This is a genomic window from Arthrobacter gandavensis, from assembly GCF_039528575.1.
Taxonomy (GTDB): domain Bacteria; phylum Actinomycetota; class Actinomycetes; order Actinomycetales; family Micrococcaceae; genus Arthrobacter_B; species Arthrobacter_B citreus_B.
This window is the reverse complement of the sequence record NZ_BAAALV010000002.1, coordinates 1,336,435-1,340,277: the sequence shown is the minus strand read 5'-3', so window position 1 is coordinate 1,340,277 and position 3,843 is coordinate 1,336,435. Positions and strand designations below refer to the sequence as shown.

The 3,843-nt window shown below is 66.1% G+C and carries 4 protein-coding genes; all 4 read right to left on the bottom strand.

Going from position 1 to position 3,843, the window contains the following annotated elements; all coding sequences use genetic code 11:
- Positions 1-64: 64 nt before the first annotated feature.
- From ABFX29_RS09530 to ABFX29_RS09515, 4 genes are read right to left on the bottom strand one after another with little or no spacing between them, the layout of a single operon-like run.
- A complete protein-coding gene (locus tag ABFX29_RS09530; RefSeq protein WP_152226884.1) occupies positions 65-943 on the bottom strand; it encodes a branched-chain amino acid ABC transporter permease in 879 nt (292 codons plus the stop codon).
- A gap of 3 nt (positions 944-946) precedes the next feature.
- A complete protein-coding gene (locus ABFX29_RS09525) occupies positions 947-1,711 on the bottom strand; it encodes an ABC transporter ATP-binding protein (protein WP_152226882.1) in 765 nt (254 codons plus the stop codon).
- Positions 1,711-2,469: an ABC transporter ATP-binding protein gene (locus ABFX29_RS09520; protein ID WP_152226880.1), complete on the bottom strand. Its 759-nt coding sequence runs from the start codon at positions 2,467-2,469 to the stop codon at positions 1,711-1,713. The genes ABFX29_RS09525 and ABFX29_RS09520 overlap by 1 nt, the downstream gene beginning before the upstream one ends.
- A gap of 12 nt (positions 2,470-2,481) precedes the next feature.
- Positions 2,482-3,684 carry a substrate-binding domain-containing protein gene (locus ABFX29_RS09515; protein ID WP_246167307.1) on the bottom strand — a complete coding sequence of 401 codons (1,203 nt, stop codon included), beginning with the start codon at positions 3,682-3,684 and terminating at the stop codon, positions 2,482-2,484.
- Positions 3,685-3,843: the final 159 nt, after the last annotated feature.

Below are 3,843 nucleotides of genomic sequence, written 5' to 3'. Positions count from 1 at the left end.
CGTGCCTTGCTTGCCCGCCGGGCCGCCGGCGCAGTTTTGGTGTCCTCCCGGACCTGGGCCGCACTCATGCCGTTACCGCCTTTCCCATCAGTCCCGCGGGCCTGGCCAGCAGGACCGCGGCGAGGAGCAGGACCACCACAAAGTCGCCCACACCCCAGTAGAAGTTTGCGAACTGCTGGAGAATCCCGACCGCCACCGAGGCCAGTGCGGCGCCGGTCAGTGATCCCAGGCCGCCGATCACCGTCACGATGAACGCGAAGATCAGCAGCGAACCGCCCAGCAGCGGGGAGACGTAGCCGAAGTAGTGGCTGGCCAGTACACCGCCCATGCCGGCGGCCGCCCCGCCAATGGTGAATACCAGGGTGAAGGCCTTGCGGACGTCGATGCCGAGTGCCGTGACCATGGACCGGTTTTCCACCCCGGCCCGGATGATCATTCCGTACCGGGTCTTCTTCAGGAACAGCAGCAGGGCACCCAGGACGAGGGCCGCGGCCAGGATGGCGACGAACCGGTCGTTGGGAATCCTGGCGCCGAACAGCTCCGTGGTTTCCTTCAACCAGGCCGGGCCCGTGATGAAGGACGGGTCGGTTCCCCAGATTCCTTCGAACAGGGCCACCGAGGCCAGTGACAGGCCCACGGTCACGAGCACCTGCTCAATGTGGCGCTGGTACAGCGGCCGGATGAGGATGCGTTCAGTCAGTGCGGCAAACACGGCTCCGGTCACAGCTCCAACAGCCAGGGAGATGAAGAAGACTCCCCAGCCTCCGGCACCGAGTGCCTGGGCAGTCTGCCAGCCGATGAAGGCCCCGAGGGTCAGGAAGGAACCGTGGGCAAAGTTCAGCACGCCCATCAGCCCGTAGATCAGGGACAGGCCGGATGCCACCAGGAAATACAGGGCCCCCAGCCCCAGGCCCGTAACGGTGAGCAGGATGATGGTGCTCATGCCTCAGGCTCCTTTCGGTGCGGCCGTGCCCGCGGGGTTGGGCGCTTGTCCTGCACTGCCGGTGTGGACACCCAGCAGGCGGTGGTTGAGGTCCGTGTCCTCAAGGAACTCCCCGGCGTCCATGCCCGTCACCGCAACCTTTCCGCCTGAGAGCACGGTGACGGTGGAGGCCAGCTGCCTCACCACTGTGAGGTTCTGCTCCACCAGCAGGATCGGCACGGTACGGGCTGCTTCAGCCAGTGCCTCGCCAACTTCCTGAACGATCTTCGGTGCCAGTCCCTTGGTGGGTTCATCCACCAGGAGCACCTTGTTCGTGTTCAGCAGGGCGCGGGCCAGGGAGACCATTTGCTGCTGGCCGCCGCTGAGCGTGCCGGCCATCTGGGCGGAGCGCTTGACCAGGTCCGGGAAAAGGTCCTCCACCAGCTGCCGCCGGGGATGCCCGTCGCGCTCGGCGAGGCGGAGGTTCTCCGCGACCGTGAGCCGGGAAAAGACTTCCCGGTCCTCCGGCACGTAGCCCACTCCCCGGGCGATGATCCGGTGCGTTTCAGCGCCGTCGATGCGCTCGCCGTCGAGCTCCACTTCGCCGGTACGCGAAATCAGGCCAATGATGGCCTTGATGGTGCTGGTCTTGCCCACGCCGTTGCGGCCCAGCAGTGCGGTGACGCCGGAGGCAGGGACCTCGAAGCTGACGTCCTCGACGACCTGCTGGCCGCCGATGGAGGCGGAAAGGCTGTGCACCCTCAGGATGGGTGCTGCTGCGGTGTTCATCAGACAGGTTCTCCCAGGTAGGCGCTTTGGACCAGCGGATTGGCCATGACTGCTTCAGGGGTATCGGCCGCCAGGAGGCTGCCGTGGTGCATCACTGCGACCCGGTCCACCAGGCCCAGCACCACCTCCATGTGGTGCTCCACCATCAGCACGGTGCGCCCGGATTCGCGGTGCATCCTGCGAATGACGTCGGAGAGGCCGGCGATGTCCCCGGAACCGACCCCGGCCATGGGCTCGTCGAGCAGGATCACGGCAGGATCCGCGGCCAGGAGCATGGCGATTTCCACCTTTCGCTTGTCCCCGTGGGACAGGCCTCCGGCAACGGCTGCAGCCTTGGCTTCCAGCCCAACTTCGCCGATGCACCCGCCGGCGATCACGGTGGCCTCATCCCCGCTGCGCGGGAAACGCAGCAGGGAGAGGCTTCCGCCCAGTTTCGCCTGGGCGGCCAACCGGACGTTTTCAAGCACGCTCAGCTGCGGGAACAGGCTGGAGGTCTGGAACGTCCGGCCCAGCCCCGCGGCCGCCCGGCGGTGCACGGCAAGCCTGCCGACGTCATTCCCCGAAACGGATACTGTGCCTTCAGTGGGGCGCAGCAGTCCGGAGATGACGTTGAACAAGGTGGTCTTGCCGGCGCCATTGGGTCCAATCACGCCGAGCATTTCGCCGCGGCGGACGTTGAGGTTCACGTCGTCGAGAATCCGGGCTCCGCCAATGCTGAGTCCGACGCCGGCGAGTTCCAGGGCGGTGGGTGCGTCCATGGGGTCCACGGCCTACTTTGCGGCTTCCGGCGGAGCGACTGAGTCCGCAGCGACCGTTTCAAGGAGGGTGGGAACCCAGGTTCCGCCCTGGTCATTGAGCGTGACCTGGTACATGTCCTGGAGCAGGGCGTGGTCCGAGGCACGGACTGTCGTAGTGCCCTTGGGCCCTTCGAAGCTCCAGCCCTCCAGCGCGGAGACCATCGCGTCGACGTCGCTGCCGCCTTCACGGACGGCCTGGACTATCATCTGCCCGGCCACGAAGCCGTCGGGCGTGAACAGGTCGGCCTTCTTTCCGGCTGCTTCCACGGACTCGATCATGGCCTTTTCCACCTCGTTGTCCCCGGCGCCCGGGAAGTAGTGGTTAAGGAAGGAGATCTTGGTGCCGGCCGCTCCGTAGGCCCCGAAGGTGGCGGCGTCGCCAAGGCCGGTGACGATCGGCGCGGCGTCGAACGCACCCTGCTGGTCCAGTGCCTGCCACATTGAACCCGAGGTGGCCCCGGCCCAGGCCACGAAGGCCATGTCCGGTGCGGCGTCGATCAGCTGGCGGGCAAACGGGGTGAACTCGGTGGCGTCTTCAGGAACCAGCACGCTGGAGACTTCCGCGCCTTCAGCGCCGAGGACTGCCTCGACGGCGGCGAGGTTGCCCTGGCCGAAGGCATTGTCCTGGGCGAAGACCACTACCTTCTTGCCGGTCAGGTCATCCACGAAGGATCCCGCCGTCGCCACGTCCTGCAGGGACTGCCGGCCGGAGCGGAAGGTGTACTTGTTGATGCCCTGGATGGCGTCCGTTGCCGCAGGGCCGGAAATGTAGAGGACCTGGTTCTGCGCAGCCTGTTCGGCCAGCTTCAGCGCGATGCCGGAGACGACGGTGCCGGCCAGGATCTTGTAGTCCTGCCCAATCAGGTCCTTGGCGACGGTGACAGCCTTGTCCGGGTCTCCGCCGTCGTCGTGGTAGGTGATGTTCAGCTCTGTGTCCCCTACCTTGCCGGTGCCGTCGGTGGCGTAGTCGATACCCGCCTGCAGGCCTTCGTAGTAGGCCTCGCCGTAGGCGGCCAGCGGCCCGGTCTTGGAATAGACGATTCCGACGTCGACGCTGGATGGTGCATCGCCGCCTTCTGCCGGTGCGGTGCCGGCGTCCGTGGCCGGGGCGCAGGCGGACAGCGCCAGCCCGGAGGTCAGGGCCGTGGCGAGGAGGAACTTCGTTGTTGCCTTCACGGTGGTGTGCCTTTCAGTGCGGTGTCTGCAGTGGGTGCATTGGGTGCAGCTTGGGTGCATTGCGTGCCGGACGGGCCGGGGTTTGGAGCACTAACCTGAAAGGCGATTCAGGTTACGGAAAATGTATGGCACAGATCACACTTGAGTCAATGGGGCATA